This window comes from Asanoa sp. NPDC049475, from assembly GCF_040676915.1.
Taxonomy (GTDB): domain Bacteria; phylum Actinomycetota; class Actinomycetes; order Mycobacteriales; family Micromonosporaceae; genus Asanoa.
In genome coordinates, this window is sequence record NZ_JBFAPY010000001.1 from 803296 (window position 1) to 819331 (window position 16036).

A 16036-nucleotide genomic window follows, 5' to 3' on the forward strand; every position below is an offset into this window, starting at 1 on the left:
CCTTTACCCGGCCTCGCGCCGCTCGCGGCGGCGTTCCGCGAAGGTGACCACGGCGAGGCTGGTCACGATGCTCAGTAGCAGGATCGGCAGGCCGAAGTAGCCCAGGATCCACAAGGCGAGGTCCCGCGCCGACACGCTGAAGCTGCCGCCGTTGTCAGGCTGGTGGTCGGACTGTGCGAACGCCCCGGCCAGGCAGACGGCGGCCACTCCCGCGTGAATGCCGAGCACCCACAGGGTCTGCTTGCCGCTTCGCGTCATGGCGGCGACGGTAGCCAAGCAACGCACCTGGCTGATCGGAACGTTGCGATAAACGGGAGTTCCGTGCAGAATCGAGCAGGGAGCGCGCAGGGGAGGCACGCATGGGTACACCGGGCGCAGGGATGGCCGCGGACATCGCCGAACAGCCGGAGGTGTACGCCGGGCTGCTGGAGCCGGCCCACGCCGGCCCGATCAGCGCCGTCGCGGCCGCCATCGTGCGGCGGCGGCCCAGGCACGTCGTCTTCACCGCCCGCGGCACGTCCGACCACGCGGCGCTCTACGGTGCCTATCTCGCGGAGATCCGGCTAGGGCTGCCCGCCGGGTTGGCCTCGCCGAGCGCGGTCACGGTCTTCGGCGCCCGGCCCGACCTGTCCGACGCGCTGGTCGTCGGGGTCAGCCAGAGCGGCGGCTCGCCCGACCTGACCGAGGTGGTCCGGGTGGCCCGGGAGACCGGCGCACTCACTCTCGCGATCACCAACAACCCCGACTCGGCCCTCGCCGACGCCGCCGAGCTGCACATCGACGTGGCCGCCGGGCACGAGCGCGCGGTCGCGGCCACCAAGACCTACACCGCCGAGCTGCTCGCCCTGCTGATGCTGGTCGAGGGCATCCGTGGCGGCGCGGGGGAGGTGCCGGCCGACGAGCTGCGTACCCTCGCCGCCCTGCCCGCCCTGGCCGAGACGGCGCTGGCCAACCCGACGGCGCCCGACCTGGCGCGGCGCTACCGGTTCGCGGCCCGGCTGGTCACCACCGGCCGCGGCTACGCCTATCCGACCGCCCGCGAGGCCGCGCTGAAGCTGATGGAGACCTCCTACCTGCCGGCCCTGTCGTTCTCGGGCGCCGACCTGCTGCACGGCCCGCTGGCCCTGGCCGACCCGGACGTCCCGGTGCTCGCCGTCGTCGGCGCCGGCCCCGGCGGAGCCGCCATGCGCGAGGTGCTCACCCGCCTCGACGAGCGCCGCGCCGACGTCGTCACCGTGGGACCGGCCGACGTGCCCGGAGCCACCGCCCGCCTCGCGGTGCCCGAGGTCGACGAGCGCTTCGCCCCGCTGCTCGACATCCTCCCGCTGCAACGGCTGGCCCTGGCCCTGGCACTGGCCCGAGGCGAGGACCCCGACGCACCACGCGGCCTGGCCAAAGTCACCAGCACCCTGTAGGGCGTGGCACGCTTGCAGGCGTGTCCACCCTGCGTGACCTAGTCGAAGAGCACACCGCCCTGGGTCGGGGCGATATCGACCATCTGCACCGGATCGCCGGTGAGTGGCAGCTGCTCTCCGACCTGTCCTTCGCCGACCTGCTGCTCTGGGTGCCGGTCGACGACGAGGGCGGCTTCCTCTGCGTGGCCCAGGTGCGGCCGACCACGGCCCCTACGGCCTATCAGGACGACCAGGTCGGCCGGATCGTCGGTGGCCCCGAGGTGGCGCACCTGGACATCGCCTATCGGGAGGGCCGGATCTGGCGCGAGGGCGACCCGGTCTGGTACGGCGACACCCCAGCACGGCACGAGGCGATCCCGGTGCGGCTGCGCTCCGCCGACGGGGAGAGCGGCGAGGTGATCGCGGTCGTCGGACGGGACACGAACCTGTCCACCGCGCGCACCCCGAGCCAGCTCGAGCTCAACTATCTGACGACCGCGGACGACCTGGCCCAGATGACCTCCGACGGTACGTTCCCCCCGCGCCGGCACCCGGGTGAGACCACCTCGGCGCCGCGGGTCGGTGACGGGCTGGTCCGACTCGACGCGGGCGGCAAGGTGACCTTCGCGAGCCCGAACGCGCAGTCCGCGTACCGCCGGTTGGGTTTCGCCGCCCATCTGGTCGGTGAGGACCTGTCCGTGCTGATCAGGCGGCTGGCCGACGACCCGCTGGAGGGCACCGACGCCGCCAACCGGGTGCTCGCCTCGCTGCGCGGTGAGGCGCCGGCCCGCAAGGAGGTCGACGCCCGCGGCGCGACCGTGCTGCACCGGGCGCTGCCGCTGATGCCCGCGGGTGTGCCGATCGGGTCGTTGGTGCTGGTCCGCGACATCACCGAGGTACGCCGGCGCGACCGTGCGCTGATCACCAAGGACGCGACCATCCGGGAGATCCACCACCGGGTGAAGAACAACCTCCAGACGGTCGCGGCCCTGCTGCGCCTGCAGGCCCGCCGGGTCGGCATCCCGGCGGCCCGGGCGGCGCTGGAGGAGTCGGTGCGCCGCGTCGCGTCGATCGCCCTGGTGCACGAGACGCTGTCGATGTCGAGCGACGAGGCGGTCGAGTTCGACGGCATCGTCGACAAGGTAGCGGGCGCCGCCACCGAGGTGGCGAGCACGGAAGTGTCGGTGCGGATGCGCCGCGAGGGCTCGTTCGGCGTGCTGCCCGCGGAGATCGCCACGTCGCTCGTGATGGTGCTCAACGAACTGCTGCTCAACGCGGCCGAACACGGCTTCGCCAACGACGGCTCGCTGACGGTCGAGCCGGAGGTCGTGGTCGCCGTGCACCGGTTCCGCAAGCAGCTGCACGTCACGGTCGCCGACAACGGGCGCGGCCTGCCGGCGGACTTCGACCCCGACAAGGGTGGCCGGCTCGGCCTCCAGATCGTGAAGGCGCTGGCCACGGGGGAGCTGCGGGGCTCGATCGAGCTGCGCAACCGGGCCGAGGGCGGCACCGAGGCGGTCCTGGTGGTCCCGCTCGGCAAGGGCCGCACCACCGACGCGTAAGCAGGCCGACTGCGCCGCCGTCAGCGGCGGGTGAGCAGGGCGACCGTGAGGCCGGGCTCGGGCCAGATCTGGCGGGTCGTGTAGGCCGCGCGCAGGGCCGCGCCTTTCTCGCCCGGCACCGCCGCCAATGGGTCACGCTTTTCGCCGTCGGCCAGCAGCCATAGGCGGTTGGCGGCGGCGCCGGCGAGGCAGGCGGCCGGGTCGGCGCACTCGGTCGGGCGCAGCTCACCGCGGTCAGCGGCCGTCCGGGCGACCAGCACGTCCCGCGGCGCCGCCGTGCCCATCCCGCGTGCCACGGCGACGTCGAGCATCCGCCAGCCGGCCCGCGGCTGGTAGACGATCCCGTCGCCGGGTTGGGCGTTGGCCTGGATCACCGCGACGGCCGCCGGGTAGTCGACGGGTGCGGTGCGCGGCCACTCGTGGGTGCGGCGAAGGGCGAGCTGCGCGGGCACGCCCAGGGCGGCGATCACCACGACCAGTGCGAGCGCGTAGGCCGGCGCGACGCGGCGCAGCGCGCCCGCGACCAGCACGCACAGCAGGGCCACGGTGAAGAGCAGGTAGCGGGGCACCCAGAACGGGGCGAGCTGGGCGGCTGCGAAGAGCAGCAGAGCCGGGAGCGCCACCGACAGGGCCAGGACGGTCGGCCAGCGCCCACCGGTCATCGCCCAGCCGAGCCCGGCGAGCAGCAGCAGGGCACCGCCGACCGCCGAGGCCTGCAGGACGCTGCCGGGCAGGTCGATCAGGTTGGTCGGTCCGGGGGTGCCGACCCACCCGAGCTGTACGCCCTGCTGGCTTCGGCCGACCCAGACGAGCGGGGCCAGCAGCAGGCCGACCGCGCCGACCGCCGCCGCGAAGCCGATCGCCGCCTTCCGTGCGCCGAAGACGGCGGCGGCGTGCCCGGCGACCAGCAGCAGGGCCACGATGTTGCTGAGCCCGAGGGCCAGCAGAGCCGCCGCGTACGCGACGAAGCGCCACCGGGTCGGCCGGCGCACCGCTTCGACCAGCAGCAAGGTGGCCAGGACGGCGAACAGGGCCGCGAACGCGTACCCGCGTGCCTCCTGCCCGTAACGCGACGTGCTCGGGACGACCGCGAAGAGCAGGCCGGCGACCAGGCCGGTGCGGGGTCCGAACAGGCGGGTGCCGAGCATCGCGGTGAGCGCGGCGGCCCCGGCCATGGCCAGCAGCGAGGGCAGCCGCAGCGCCACCGCGGAGTCGCCGAAGATCCGGGTCCAGCCCTGCATGAAGAAGTAGTACGGGCCGGTGACCGCGTCGATGCCGGCGAGCATCCGCCACAGGTCGCCCGGTGACCGCGTGGCGGCGCTCCAGGTCGCCAGCTCGTCGCGCCACAACGGTGCGCGGGACAGCTGGAAGCCGACGATGACCATGGTGAGCACGGCCGGTACGGTCGGCGCCCACCGACCGGTCAGGCGCGTGGTTATCCCGGTGCGGGCATGGTCGAGCTGCTGTGTCATTTGCTGGCTCCCCCGATGCGCCGCAAATGCCCCTATTCGCCCGATCAGCCTAACGTGAACCAGCCCACACCGGGGCCCGGCATCTGGGACTGCCTGAGGTATTCGGAGCGTGCTGTGGCAGCATGATGAGCGTGACTGCAACGGCCGACCAGCGCCCCGTGACCCTGGGTCTCGCAGTGACCCTGGGCCTGACGGTCCGGCGCCATGTCGACTACGGCCGTGTCCGCAGCGCCATGTGTCCGGCTCACTGACGACGCCCGACTCACGTCCGGGCGCGTCCGCGCCGGGCTTTCACGTGTCTTCTCCCCGAAGGCGGCTCGCGCGACGCGCCGCAGCTCAGACCTTCGGAGGAACGCCGCGATGGCGGTCAGCAGCACCCCAGCTCGTTCGCCTCGCCGTGCCCGGGGCGAAGGCCAATGGGCTCTCGGGCACCGCGAGCCGCTCAACGCCAACGAGCGCACCAAGAAGGACGACAACCCGCTGAACGTGCGGGCGCGGATCGAGAACATCTACGCCCACGGCGGCTTCGCCTCGATCGACCCGGCCGACCTGCGTGGCCGGTTCCGCTGGTGGGGGCTCTACACCCAGCGCAAGGCCGGCATCGACGGTGGCCGCACGGCGGTGCTCGAGCCGCACGAGCTCGAAGACGAATACTTCATGCTCCGCGTGCGGGTCGATGGCGGCCAGCTCAGCCTCGAACAGCTCCGGGTGATCGCCGAAATCTCGCAGGAGTTCGGGCGCGACAGCGCTGACATCACCGACCGGCAGAACATCCAACTGCACTGGATCCGGGTCGAGGACGTGCCGGAGATCTGGCGGCGGCTCGAGGCGGTCGGCCTGCAGACCACCGAGGCGTGCGGCGACTGCCCCCGGGTGGTGCTCGGCAGCCCGGTCGCGGGCGTCTCGGCCGACGAGGTGCTCGACGCCACCCCGGCCGTCGACGCGATCGTCGAGCGGTTCGTCGGTGACCGGGAGTTCTCGAACCTGCCGCGCAAGTTCAAGTCGTCGGTCTCCTGGCTCGCCGACATGCCGTACGAGATCAACGACATCTCCTTCATCGGCGTCGACCACCCCGACTACGGCCCCGGCTTCGACCTCTGGGTCGGCGGCGGCCTGTCGACCAACCCGATGCTGGCCAAGCGCCTGGGCGTGTGGGTTCCGCTGGGCGAGGTGCCCGACGTCTGGGTCGGCGTGGTCTCGATCTTCCGCGACTACGGCTACCGCCGGCTGCGGCACCGCGCCCGGCTCAAGTTCCTGGTCGCCGACTGGGGCGTCGAGAAGTTCCGCGAGGTGCTGGAGAAGGAATACCTCGGTCGGTCACTTGTGGACGGTCCCGCGCCGGTGCTGCCGGAGAAGCCGATCGACCACATCGGTGTGCACCGGCAGCGCGACGGGCGTTACTACGTCGGTGCCGCGCCGGTCGTCGGCCGCGTCTCGGGCTCGCAGCTCGCCCGGCTCGCCGACGTCGTCGAGGCGCACGGCAGTGGGCGCGTCAGCCTTACGCCGTACCAGAAGCTGCTCGTTCTCGACGTGCCCGAGGAGCGCACCGAAGACCTGGTGACCGCGCTGCGCGGGATCGGGCTGGAGGCCCGCCCGTCCACCTGGCGGCGGTCGACGATGGCCTGCACGGGCATCGAATACTGCAAGCTCGCGATCGTCGAGACCAAGGCCCGAGGCCAGGAGCTGGTCGCCCGCCTCGAGGAGCGGCTCGGCGACATCGACGCCGACATCACCATCAACATCAACGGGTGCCCGAACGCCTGCGCCCGCACGCAGACCGCCGACATCGGCCTCAAAGGACAGTTGGTGGTCGGCCCCGACGGCCGTCAGGTCGAGGGCTTCCAGGTGCACCTCGGCGGCGGCCTCGGCATGGCGCAGGGCCAGGAGGGCGGCTTCGGCCGCAAGCTGCGCGGCCTCAAGACCACGGCCGAGGAGCTTCCCGTGTACGTGGAGCGCCTGGCCCGCCGTTATCTCGACGAGCGCACCGGCCCCGACGAGGCGTTCGCCCAGTGGGTGGTCCGCGCGGACGAGGACGCGCTGCGATGAGCGACCGCGCGGCGCCGAACTACTGCCCGTACTGCTCCGAGGAGGACCTGCGTCCCCGCGAGGAGCCGCACGGCGCGTGGGAGTGCCGAGGCTGCCAGCGCGTGTTCTCGGTCAAGTTCGTCGGCCTGCGGGCCGAAGGAGTTTCTTCCAACCCCCGGACGGAAGAGGTGAGGTAACCCGATGAGTGCCGTGAACGCGGTCGACTTGGGACTCGTGTCGCTGGGTGGCGCCCCGCGCCCGGCATCGGATCGGCGTTCCGCCGACGACCTGCGCGCCCTCGCCGAGGCGGCGGGCCGTGACCTGGAAGGCGCTCCGGCGCTGGAGATCGCCCGTTGGGCGGCGGAGACGTTCGGCGCGCGGTTCGCCGTGACCAGCTCGATGGCCGACGCGGTGGTCGCCCACCTGGTGTCCCGCGTCGCGCCCGGTGTGGACGTGGTGTTCCTCGACACCGGCCTGCACTTCCCCGAGACGCTGCGCGTCCGGGACGCGGTGGCCCGCACGCTGCCGGTCAACGTGCGGTCGATCCGGCCGCGGATGACGGTGGGCCAGCAGGACGGCGAGTACGGGCCGCGGCTGTTCAACCGGGCACCCGACGAATGCTGCTTCCTGCGCAAGGTCGAGCCGCTGGAGCGGGCGCTCGGCGACTACGACGCCTGGGCCACCGGGTTGCGCCGCGACGAGTCGCCGACGCGGGCCAACACGCCGGTCGTGTCCTTCGACGCCAAGCGCGGCAAGGTGAAGGTCAACCCGATCGCCGCGTGGAACCAGGCCGAGGTCGACAGCTACATCTCCCGCTGGAACGTGCCGGTCAACGAGCTCTTCAAGCAGGGCTACGGCTCGATCGGCTGCTGGCCGTGCACGCGGCGCACCAAGGCCGGCGAGGACCCGCGTGCCGGTCGTTGGGCGATGTTCGACAAGACCGAGTGTGGCCTGCACGTATGACACCTCGGCTCTGGCTCCCGACCGCACCCGGCCCGCTGGTGCTGGTGGCGCACGGCAGCCGTGACCCGCGGGCGGCCCGCGCCAACGAGGCGCTGGCCGCGGCCGTGCGCCGGCTGCACCCGCGTGGGCAGGTGCGGCTGTCGTTCCTCGACCACAGCGGCCCGCGGCCGGCGGAGACGTTGCTGGAGCTGGAGCGGTCGGGCGAGCGGCGGGCCACCCTGGTGCCGCTGCTGCTGACGTCGGCCTACCACGGCCGGGTCGACATCCCGGCGGCCTTGATGGACGCCCGGGCGGCCGGGCTGCGGATGCCGGTCTCGATCTCCGACGTGCTCGGGCCGGTGGGCGGGCAGACGTCGGCGCTGCTGCTGGCCGCGCTGCGCCGCCGCCTCGCCGCGGCCTCGGCCGCGGCGGACGTCTGGACGTCGGCGGCTCCGCTGGACGGGGTGGTGCTGGCCGCGGCCGGCACCCGGGACGCGACGGCCCGCGAGACGGTGTCGGTGGTGGCGGGCAGCTTGTCGACGGCGTTGGGCGGGGTGCCGTGCCGGGTCGCGTATGCGTCCGCGTCCGCGCCCACCGGCGACGAGGCGGTCGCGGAGCTACGGGAGGCCGGCGCGCGGCACATCGGTGTCGCGTCCTACTTCCTCGCTCCCGGGCTGCTGCACGAGGCCGTGGTGACGGCGGCCCGGTCCGCCGGTGCGGCCGTGGTGGCCGAGCCGCTGGGCGGTGCCCCGGAGCTGGCCCGCCTGGTGCTGGCCCGTTCCGCGACGGCACGCGAGCCGGTCTGCGACCTCGCCGACGCGGCCTGATACCGCCCACTTCGGAGTGAATGCGCCACTTGGCGGGGTGGCGGTGGATAGCTTGCGCGCGTGACGCGCGACATGTCCCGACGGCCGGCGCCGCCGGGCTTCTGGGACTCGCTGCCCGGCGCCCTGACCATCATCGCCGCGCTGGCCCTGGTCAGCGTGTTCGTCCTGATCCGGGAGCGGGGCGCACACAGGATGGCCGCATCGGTGGCGTCGTGCGAGTTCCAGGGCTCGGTGGTGAGGGTCGCCCTGTTGGTGAGCAACGAGGGCCGCGAACCCGGCCCGGCCCAGATCGAGTGGGCGTACCGGGACGCCGCCGGCGACCGTCACGAGGCGGACCCGACCACGGTGGCGAACATCGCACCCGGGGAGACCGTGCGCCACGAAGCAACAGCAGTGCTCGACGTCTCATCGGCGACGGGCACCTGCGAGGTCACCGCCGTCAGGTAGGTGAGCTCGGCCACGGCGGTGCCGCACGGCTCGCCAGCGAGGGGTCAGGTTGGTGAGCTCGGCCGCCGCGGAGCTGGCAGCGGAGCGAAGCGGAGCGGTCCCCGGCGGGAGCAACGGTCTGGACCATCGCGGACCTGGGACATCAGCTCGTTCTTGATCTCGGTCCAAGATGAACACGAGATGAACAGGCACCACATACGCAGGACGCCCCGGTTGCCCGGGGCGTCCTTGCGATGGTGGTGCTGTTCAGGCGGAGTGAGCGCGCAGGACCCGCAGGCCGCCGCGGCGCTTGACCGCGCGCCGCTCTTCCTCGCTCATCCCGCCCCAAACGCCGGCGTCCTGACCGGACTCCAGCGCCCACTGCAGGCACTGGTCGGTCGCGGAGCACCGCCGGCAGACGGCCTTGGCCTGCTCGACCTGCAACAGAGCCGGACCGGACGTCCCGATCGGGAAGAACAGCTCCGGGTCTTCGTCGCGGCAGGCAGCTACGTGGCGCCAGTCCATGGCGGCAACACTCCTCGTTCTGCGATGGCAAACAATGCGGGTTTTCCTATATGCGCGCGCGTTGCACTCCGTGACGGTGAGCATCCGACACGTCGGCAGCACGTGGGCAGGCGACTAGCCTTGAGGAACGGCGCCGAGGGTGCTCGCAATGTGCTCGCAGGCAACGTTCCCGTAACTCGTTTTCGCTTGTGAATACTTTCACGAACTGTCGCGATGTCAAGGGGGACGCCGCGAAAAAGTCTGAGCGGGTGAGCAAGCTCACGACCCCTTTGTCCGGTTTTCGAGCATGTGCCCTGCACCCGGATTTCGCCAGCCGCAATCAATGTAGTACGGTCCGGGCCACATTACTGGCATTTCCGGCACGTGTCACCCCTGCGGCTGCGAAAATCCGCGCCTGGACACCCCGTACCCGCTCCTCAGCAGATTACTCTCAGCGCTTGCGCCACGGAGGTAAATCTGACTTTTTCCCGCTCGCCGAGATAGTCACCGTCCAGTTGGAACGGTTCCGGACGCCGCGCGAGCAGGGTGAATTCGTGAACGTCATGGAGTTGAACGACTTGGCGGCCATGTGGATTCGTTCGCGGCGACAGGATTTGGGTGACTGTCCGTGTCGTACTGGCCACCGCTAGCTGACGGACGCCCAGTACGTCAAGTCCGAGGTCGAACGACGCGTCCGGATTGGGGCTTACGGGCCGATCGCCGAGATAGGTCCACGGGGTCGTGTTCTGAATGATCACCGTCGCGAGCTCATCGACCGCCGTCTCAGCCGGACGCTCGAGCGAGATCGCCGGATGGCGCCGGTCCGTCGCCAGATATTCACCAAACGTGGATCTCAGATAAAGCGCGGTCGTCGATACGCGGCCCCGCGATCGCGCCCGTTCGACCCGCCGGATGACACCCGCGTCGAGACCGAACCCTGCACAGAAAGTGAAGTAGCGGTCGTCCGCCCGGCCGAGCCCGATCGTGCGGAAGCGGCCGGCGCGCAGACCCTCCAGGATCACGCCCGTGCCTTCTATCCAGTCCTTGGGGAGGCCGACCGCCCGCGCGAACACGTTCGTCGACCCGCCGGGCACCACCGCGAGCGCCGGGAGCCGCTCCGCGGGCGAGGTGCGGTCCATCGGTGGCAGGTAGGGGAGCGCGCCCATGAGACCGTTGACGGCTTCGTTGACCGTTCCGTCCCCACCGAGGGTGACCACGACGTCGACGCCGTGCTGAGCGGCGTCGCGGACGAGCGCGACCGCGTGGCCACGCCGCCGGGTGAACTCGACCCGCAGGTCGACAGCACTACGCAGCGCGCGGATCAGGACATCGCGGCTGCGTTCGGATGTTGTGGTGGCCTTCGGGTTGACCACCAGCAAGGCCCGCATGTGGCGGACTGTACCCGCGTGCGGTCACCCTCTGTGCGCCTTCCAGATGCCCACGGGCTGTGTCGCTCGGCACGGCGGTATCGTGGCCGCGTGTCCGAGACCCCCGCCGAGCCCGCGCCGGCGACCCTGCGCGCCGCCGTGTGGCTGCTGTTCGCGGAAGCCGCCGGCATGGTCGGGCTCACCCTTTATCTGGCGTACGAGCTGGTGACCGCCGACGCGGTCGACATCACCTCGGCGCTGCTGCTCACCTTGTTCGCGGCGTTCGGCGCGCTGGCGCTGTTCCTGCTCGGGCGCGCGCTCGGCCAGGGCCGGGCCGGCGCGCGCGGCCCGGCGATCGTGTTGCAGCTCATGCTGTGCGCGGTCGGCTACTACATGATCCAGGGCGGCACGGCCTGGCTCGGCGTCCTGCTGATCGCCTTGGGGCTCGGGGTGTGCGGCCTGATGCTGGCACCGGCCAGCACCCGCGCGCTCGGCGTTGGCTAACGCGTGTGATCTAGCACCAGCTTGCCGAAGACGCCGCCCTCGTGGAGGCGTTCGAAGGCGCGCTCGACCTCCGAGAAGCCGATCACCTCGTCGACGACCGGGCGGATCGCCTTGTCGGCGCAGAAGGCCAGCAGCGCCGCGAGCTCGCCCGGCGTGCCCATGGAGCTGCCGAGGATCTCGAGCTGCATCGCGTACACCCGCCGGAGGTCGAACTTCGGCAGGTGACCCGAGGTGGCACCGGAGACGACGATCCGGGCGCCGGGGGCGCTGGCCTTCATCGAGTGCTCGAACGTCGCCTCGCCCACGGTCTCGATGATCACACCGACCCGCTCAGGCAGGCGCGCACCGGGCTCGAGGGCGGTGGCACCGAGGGCACTGATCCGCTCACGCTTCTTGGGGTCGCGGCTGGTGACGTACACCCGCTTGTCCATCGCGACGGCGATCAGCGCCGCGGCCGTGGCCACCCCACCGCCGGCGCCCTGGATGAGCACGGTGTCGGTCTCGTCGACCCGACCCTTGGTGGTCAGCATCCGGTAGGCGGTCAGCCACGCGGTCGGCAGGCAGGCGGCGTCTTCCCAGGACAGGTCGGCGGGCTTGGGGACCAGGTTCTCGACGGGTACGGCGACGCGCTCGGCCAGGGTTCCCGGAAAGTGCTCGGACAGGAGCGAGTAGCCCCGGGGGTCGCTGGGCGTCGTCACGACGGGGTAGACGACGACCTCCTCGCCGCCCGGGGCGACACCGGCGGCGTCACAGCCGAGGATCATCGGCAGCTGCTGCTCGCGGAGGCCGACCCCACGCAGCGACCAGAGATCGTGGTGGTTGAGCGAACTGCTTCGCACCTCGACGGTGGTCCACCCGTCGCGTTGCTCAGGCTCGGGCATGTCGCCGACAGCGAGCGCGGACAGCGGGTTGGCATCATCGAACCGGGTAGCAAAGGCAGCACGCATGCCAAGGAATCTAGACGCTTCATCGGTCGGCCGCCCGCGTCGTCCGCAGCCGAACGCGCCGGGCCGTGTGGCCTCGCCTGCACAAGACCTCGGTCCGGGGTGGGTCTTGCCACCGCGGGCCTGGCAGCGGAGCGAAGCGGAGCGGTCCCCGGCGGGATCAACGGTCCGGACCACCGCGGACCCGGGAACGCGGCTCTTAGAACCTGAAGGCGTTGCTTCGAAGGCCGAAGGCCCGTCGGACGCGATGCCCCCGACGGGCCTCGGAAAAGCTGCCTTAAACCCTGGCCACACCGTCTCGGCGGGCGGCTTCGGCGACGGCGGTGGCGACCGCCGGAGCGACCCTCGGGTCGAGGGGCGAGGGGACGAAGGCGTCCGCGTGGAGGTTGTCGGCGACGACGTTCGCGATGGCGTCCGCCGCGGCCACCTTCATGCCCTCGGTGATGCGGGTGGCGCGGGCCTCGAGCGCGCCGCGGAAGATGCCCGGGAACGCCAGCACGTTGTTGATCTGGTTGGGGAAGTCGCTGCGGCCCGTGGCGACCAGGGCCGCGTGCCGGGACGCGATCTCGGGGTGGACCTCGGGGGTCGGGTTGGCCAGGGCGAACACGATCGCGCCCGAGGCCATCGTCGCCACCGCGGACTCCGCGATCTCGCCGCCGGACACGCCGATCAGGACGTCCGCTCCGGCCAGCGCGTCGCCGATGCCGCCGGAGCGGCGGTGCGGGTTGGTCTGTGCGGCCAGTTCCGCCTTGGCCACCGCGGCCGGTGCGGACAGGTCGGGGCGGTCCGAGTGCAGGATGCCCTTGGAGTCGACGACCAGCACCTCGGCCGGGTTGACGCCGCCGGCGATCAGCATCTTGGTCACCGCGACGCCGGCCGCGCCCGCCCCGCTGACGACCACCCGCAGGTCGGTGAGCTTGCGCTCGAGGAGGGTTGCCGCGTTGCGCAACGCGGCCAGGACGACGATCGCGGTGCCGTGCTGGTCGTCGTGGAACACCGGGATCGACAGTGCCTCGTCGAGCCGGCGCTCGATCTCGAAGCAGCGCGGCGCGCTGATGTCCTCGAGGTTGATGCCGCCGAACGACGGCGCGAGCGCCCGCACCGTCTCGATGATGGCTTCGACGTCCTGGGTGTCGAGGCAGATCGGCACCGCGTCGACGCCGCCGAACTGCTTGAAGAGCACCGCTTTGCCCTCCATCACCGGCATCGCGGCGCGTGGGCCGATGTTGCCGAGGCCGAGCACGGCGGAGCCGTCGGTCACCACCGCGACCGTGTGCGAAACCCAGGTGTAGTCGTCGACCAGGGCGGGGTCGGCCGCGATCGCCTCGCAGACCCGGGCGACGCCGGGCGTGTACGCGAGCGACAGGTCTTCGCGACTCGTCAGCGGGACGGTCGAGGTGACCGCCATCTTGCCGCCACGGTGCAGTTGGAAGACGGGATCGTCTGTGGACTCTGCGTCCATTGCAGTGCTCCTAATCGCGTCGAAGAGGTCAGGCCGGCAGAGAGGTGCCGGCTGGACGCGAGGTCAGCGGTGACCGGCGAAGCACGCGGGGGTTGCCCGCTAAGTGTCGAGCATAATCCTTGACCGCAGTCGCGAGGGCTTGGGCCAATACCGCAACAGCACGCGGCCTTTCACGTCGGCGACGCCGTACGCACGTGAGTCGTCGGTGACGAACTCGTTGTCGCCGCGCAGCCACCAGCCGCCGTCCTGTTCGTGCGTGGCGCGCTTCACGACGAGCAGGTCCGGCCGGGAGCGGAAAGTGGCGACGACGACATCGCCGGCACGGACCGGACGGCCGCCGCGCAACACCAACAGGGCGTCACCGTCACGCAAGGTGGGTGCCATCGACGGACCTCGCACCACAGCGGCGAAAAGTGACGCCACGAACGCACCTCCGCGACGTTTCGACACAGCACCGGGGGTAATGTCCTCAGCGAGGATCATCGTAAGTCTTCCCTTGGAGGAGTCCTGATGCGACTTCCTAGTTTCCTTGCGCCGCGCACAGTCGTCAGCGCTCACTGCGATCTGCCTTGCGGCGTCTACGACCCGGCGCAGGCCCGGATCGAGGCCGAGTCGATCAAGGCGATCATGGAGAAGTACCAGGCCAACGAAGACCCGGTCTACCGCACCCGCGCCTTGATCATCAAGGAGCAGCGGTCGGAGCTCGTCAAGCACCACCTGTGGGTGCTCTGGACCGACTACTTCAAGCCGCCGCACTTCGAGAAGTACCCGCAGCTTCACCAGCTCTTCAACGAGACCACCAAGCTCGCCGGCGCCGCTGGCACCAAGGAGTCGGTGGACCCGGCCGAGGGCGACAAGCTGCTGGCGAAGATCGAGGAGATCTCCAAGATCTTCTGGGAGACCAAGAAGGCCTGAGTTTTCGATGTTCCGGCCGGTGCCCCACGCGGGGTGCCGGCCGGCGTCGTCCGCACGACTCGCCGCGAGCCGGTAGAGTCCGCAACCGGTGAACCAGATGACGATGCAGCCAGATGCCCTCGACGACGACGTCGTGCTCCTTACGGTGCCTGCGGACGGCGGATACCTCGGCGTACTCCGCACGGCCACCGCCACCCTCGCCGCCCGGCTGCAGTTCGCCCTGGACGAGATCGAAGACCTCCGGATCGCGGTTGACGAGGCCTGCGCGATGCTCCTGGTCGTCGCGACGCCAGGGGCCGAGTTGGAGTGCCGGTTCGCGGTGACGGACGACGCGCTCCTGGTCGAGGTGATGGTGCCGACGGCCCGCGGGGCGCGACTGCCGGCGGAGAGCTCGTTCGCCTGGAAGGTGCTGACGGCCCTGACCAGCTCAGCCACCGCGGAAGCGGACAACGGGCGCGCCACCATCCGCCTCATCACCCAGCGGACGGGCCGATAGGGGCTAAGGGCGATTCTGGCCCGGGTCCGCCGGGGGCGCGACCGTTGCTCCCGCCGGAGACCGTTCGCTCCGCTTCACTGCCAGGTCCGCGGGGGTTTCTTTTCTGCGTAGCGCTGTCTGTTGCACAGAATGCGCTGGTGCCAACAGGTGGTTGTCGCAGCGCGGGCGGTGATCGTCAGTGCGGGTTCGTCGGGAAGTAGCTGGCGAGGTATTCCAGTGCGTCGGCTGCGTCGCCGCCCGAGGTGTGGGGGCGGCGTAGGTCGGTTACGAAGGCGGCTACGTCGGCCAGAGTCCACCAGAGGCGGTAAAGGTCCAGGGCGGCCCGGGAGACCGGCACCCCGGTGGCGGCGGTGTAGCGCACCAGGAGGTCCTCGGCGCCGGGATCCGCTGAGGTGAGCATCCACAGGTCGCGCTCCGGTGGGGCGATCAGTGTTGTCTCCCAGTCGACCAGGCGGCGGCCCTCGGTGGTTTGGAGCACGTTGCCGGGGTGTGGCTCGCCGTGGGTGATCACCCAGGTCGGCGTGGTCGCTCGGACCTCCGCCACCAGGCGGTCGAAGGCGTCCAGCCAGTCGGTCACCCGCGCGCCGTTCGTGGCAAGCAGGTCGCGAGCCGGCTCCGCGTAAGGGCCCGTCCGCCACTCGCTGCCCGCGTCCGACAGGGCGGCGTGCAACCCTTCGCGGCCGGGGAGGCGCAGGTCCGTGCGGGGCGCGATCGACGCGACCGTGGGCGTTGCCAGGTGGAGGGCGGCCAGCAGGTCGACCATCGGCTCGCGGTCCTCGGGCGGGTGCGGGCCGAACGGGCCGGCCGTTCCGTCGACGAAGGGGTGGACCGACATCGCGTGGCGGCCCGTCAGCCGTCGGGTGACAGCGCCGGTCAGTCCGGCGACCGGGGCCACGACGAAGTCCAGGTCGCGTAACGCCACGGCCGTGGCCAGCGCCCGGTCGAGCGCGTCGAACCGACCCTCCCCGCTCACCTCGTCGACCGTGACGAACCAGCGCCGTCCGTCGGCGGCCGCCGACCAGTGGTAGCTGCCCGCGCCCACCGGCAGGTAGTCGACCGTCTCGACGTCGAGGCCCCAACCCCGGCTCAGTCCCTCGACCAGGTCCGCCTTCGTCAGCTCCGCCGGCCAGTCGCGCACACCCGGGATTGTCGCACCCAGTGGCTCCCCGACCTGCGCAAATGGATCTCGATACGGG

18 protein-coding genes are annotated in these 16036 nt (G+C 71.4%); 10 read left to right on the forward strand and 8 right to left on the reverse strand.

The annotated features are described in order from the left end of the window. Positions 1–3: 3 nt before the first annotated feature. On the reverse strand, positions 4–258 hold the full coding sequence (locus AB0J88_RS03845; RefSeq protein WP_364357668.1) for a hypothetical protein: 255 nt from the start codon (positions 256–258) through the stop codon (positions 4–6). A gap of 122 nt (positions 259–380) precedes the next feature. On the opposite strand from AB0J88_RS03845, the gene AB0J88_RS03850 reads away from it, so the two are divergent. After that, positions 381–1415, forward strand: a complete 1035-nt coding sequence (locus tag AB0J88_RS03850) for an SIS domain-containing protein (RefSeq protein WP_364357911.1) — start codon at positions 381–383, stop codon at positions 1413–1415. 20 nt (positions 1416–1435) lie between these two features. Beyond that, a complete protein-coding gene (locus AB0J88_RS03855) occupies positions 1436–2956 on the forward strand; it encodes a sensor histidine kinase (protein WP_364357665.1) in 1521 nt (506 codons plus the stop codon). Between the two features lie 20 nt (positions 2957–2976). On the opposite strand, the gene AB0J88_RS03860 is transcribed toward AB0J88_RS03855, so the two are convergent. After that, the gene (locus tag AB0J88_RS03860) at positions 2977–4341 is read right to left on the reverse strand and encodes a glycosyltransferase family 39 protein (protein WP_364357909.1); all 1365 of its coding nucleotides are present in this window, start codon (positions 4339–4341) and stop codon (positions 2977–2979) included. 447 nt (positions 4342–4788) lie between these two features. On the opposite strand from AB0J88_RS03860, the gene AB0J88_RS03865 reads away from it, so the two are divergent. Genes AB0J88_RS03865 through AB0J88_RS03885 form a run of 5 tightly spaced genes read left to right on the forward strand, consistent with a single transcriptional unit; the run spans position 4789 to position 8669 of the window. Further along, a complete protein-coding gene (locus AB0J88_RS03865) occupies positions 4789–6474 on the forward strand; it encodes a nitrite/sulfite reductase (RefSeq protein WP_364357662.1) in 1686 nt (561 codons plus the stop codon). Beyond that, on the forward strand, positions 6471–6650 hold the full coding sequence (locus AB0J88_RS03870) for a hypothetical protein (protein WP_364357659.1): 180 nt from the start codon (positions 6471–6473) through the stop codon (positions 6648–6650). The genes AB0J88_RS03865 and AB0J88_RS03870 overlap by 4 nt, the downstream gene beginning before the upstream one ends. Positions 6651–6654: 4 nt before the next feature. Next, the gene (locus AB0J88_RS03875) at positions 6655–7416 is read left to right on the forward strand and encodes a phosphoadenylyl-sulfate reductase (protein WP_364357656.1); all 762 of its coding nucleotides are present in this window, start codon (positions 6655–6657) and stop codon (positions 7414–7416) included. Next, a complete protein-coding gene (locus AB0J88_RS03880; protein ID WP_364357653.1) occupies positions 7413–8222 on the forward strand; it encodes a CbiX/SirB N-terminal domain-containing protein in 810 nt (269 codons plus the stop codon). The genes AB0J88_RS03875 and AB0J88_RS03880 overlap by 4 nt, the downstream gene beginning before the upstream one ends. A 60-nt stretch (positions 8223–8282) precedes the next feature. Next, entirely contained in the window at positions 8283–8669 is a 387-nt protein-coding gene (locus AB0J88_RS03885) for a hypothetical protein (protein ID WP_364357650.1), read from the forward strand. Between the two features lie 246 nt (positions 8670–8915). On the opposite strand, the gene AB0J88_RS03890 is transcribed toward AB0J88_RS03885, so the two are convergent. Both AB0J88_RS03890 and AB0J88_RS03895 read right to left on the reverse strand, forming a co-directional pair. Further along, a complete protein-coding gene (locus AB0J88_RS03890) occupies positions 8916–9173 on the reverse strand; it encodes a WhiB family transcriptional regulator (protein ID WP_089246868.1) in 258 nt (85 codons plus the stop codon). 416 nt (positions 9174–9589) lie between these two features. Further along, positions 9590–10540: a diacylglycerol kinase family protein gene (locus AB0J88_RS03895; protein WP_364357647.1), complete on the reverse strand. Its 951-nt coding sequence runs from the start codon at positions 10538–10540 to the stop codon at positions 9590–9592. 90 nt (positions 10541–10630) lie between these two features. Here AB0J88_RS03895 and AB0J88_RS03900 point away from each other — a divergent pair, with 90 nt between their 5' ends. Beyond that, the gene (locus AB0J88_RS03900; protein ID WP_364357644.1) at positions 10631–11023 is read left to right on the forward strand and encodes a hypothetical protein; all 393 of its coding nucleotides are present in this window, start codon (positions 10631–10633) and stop codon (positions 11021–11023) included. On the opposite strand, the gene AB0J88_RS03905 is transcribed toward AB0J88_RS03900, so the two are convergent. From AB0J88_RS03905 to AB0J88_RS03915, 3 genes are all read right to left on the reverse strand, one after another. Continuing rightward, complete coding sequence (locus AB0J88_RS03905; RefSeq protein ID WP_364357641.1) at positions 11020–11970, reverse strand: zinc-binding dehydrogenase; 951 nt, start codon at positions 11968–11970, stop codon at positions 11020–11022. The two genes, AB0J88_RS03900 and AB0J88_RS03905, sit on opposite strands and share 4 nt — an antisense overlap. Positions 11971–12244: 274 nt before the next feature. Beyond that, the gene (locus AB0J88_RS03910; RefSeq protein ID WP_364357638.1) at positions 12245–13429 is read right to left on the reverse strand and encodes an NADP-dependent malic enzyme; all 1185 of its coding nucleotides are present in this window, start codon (positions 13427–13429) and stop codon (positions 12245–12247) included. A gap of 99 nt (positions 13430–13528) precedes the next feature. After that, a complete protein-coding gene (locus AB0J88_RS03915) occupies positions 13529–13912 on the reverse strand; it encodes a S26 family signal peptidase (protein ID WP_364357635.1) in 384 nt (127 codons plus the stop codon). Positions 13913–13939: 27 nt separating this feature from the next. Here AB0J88_RS03915 and sodN point away from each other — a divergent pair, with 27 nt between their 5' ends. Next, positions 13940–14344, forward strand: coding sequence for a superoxide dismutase, Ni (gene sodN / locus AB0J88_RS03920; protein ID WP_364357632.1), 405 nt, complete (start codon positions 13940–13942; stop codon positions 14342–14344). Positions 14345–14441: 97 nt separating this feature from the next. Continuing rightward, entirely contained in the window at positions 14442–14840 is a 399-nt protein-coding gene (locus AB0J88_RS03925; protein WP_364357629.1) for an anti-sigma regulatory factor, read from the forward strand. A gap of 175 nt (positions 14841–15015) precedes the next feature. On the opposite strand, the gene AB0J88_RS03930 is transcribed toward AB0J88_RS03925, so the two are convergent. Next, positions 15016–15978 carry a phosphotransferase gene (locus AB0J88_RS03930; RefSeq protein WP_364357626.1) on the reverse strand — a complete coding sequence of 321 codons (963 nt, stop codon included), beginning with the start codon at positions 15976–15978 and terminating at the stop codon, positions 15016–15018. Between the last annotated feature and the right edge of the window lie 58 nt (positions 15979–16036).